The sequence below is a fragment of the Brasilonema angustatum genome (assembly GCF_059505445.1).
This window is the reverse complement of record NZ_JCACKO010000088.1, coordinates 19,024-19,923: the sequence shown is the minus strand read 5'-3', so window position 1 is coordinate 19,923 and position 900 is coordinate 19,024. Positions and strand designations below refer to the sequence as shown.

General features: G+C 51.2%; 1 protein-coding gene. It reads left to right on the top strand.

The genetic code is table 11. The features are described from left to right. Nucleotides 1–636: 636 nt before the first annotated feature. Nucleotides 637–900: hypothetical protein (locus AC5JM2_RS15910; RefSeq protein WP_495835844.1), on the top strand; the 264-nt coding region annotated here is incomplete at its 3' end.

Genomic DNA, 900 nt, shown 5'->3' with positions numbered 1-900 from the left:
AGAGCCGATTGTAGCTACTGACCAACCCACTAATCGAAGAGTGGGGTGTTGTGCACAACGTGCACAACACCCCATGTCATACATGCATTTGTGCTTAAAGCGTCGTGCACGTGCAGACATCGTGCACAATACGTCAGCTTCCGTGCAGACTCTTGCTGCACCACGTAGCTTACACCCCATATCAGTTAACCAAGCCTCTATTCTGTAATGCGCTCTGGGAGCGGGTTTCAGCTTAGGCGATCGCCTAATCCGCCCCGTAACTGCATTATATCACGCCTACCCCACCAATCGAAGAGTGGGGTGTTGTGCACAATTTACACAACACCCCCATATCATTTGTGCGTTTGTGCAGACTTTGTTAGCACCACACCTTAGACACCCCATATCACTAAATTAAACCTATCTCCTGTAATGCGCTCGCGCAGCCGCCGAAGGCATCGCCTAAATTCCTAGTATATCACGCCTACCCCACCAATCAACGAGTGGGGTGTTGTGCATTATGTATACACCCCATATCACTTAATACACTGCACATAACCACCCCAAATCACTGTATGAATGGGTTAATTTGTGCATATATGTAGTACAGTAGCATAGGTGCGCCGCAGGTGTCACCGTCACATCTTTGCACAACAGGTGAGCACCCCATTTTACTTTTATCCGCACGACAGATACACCCTCCGCTTCGCTCCGGGTGTCACCACCTCATCTCTGTACAACAGCATAGCACCCCATTTTACTTTTATCCGCGCGACAGATACACCCTCCGCTTCGCTAGCCCCTAAGGGGGCGCTGCGCAAACGGGCGTCACCGCCACATCTTTGCACAACAGGTGAACACCCCATTTTACCGATACCTCGCACGACAGATGCGCCCTACGCTTCGCTCCGGGCGTCGTTG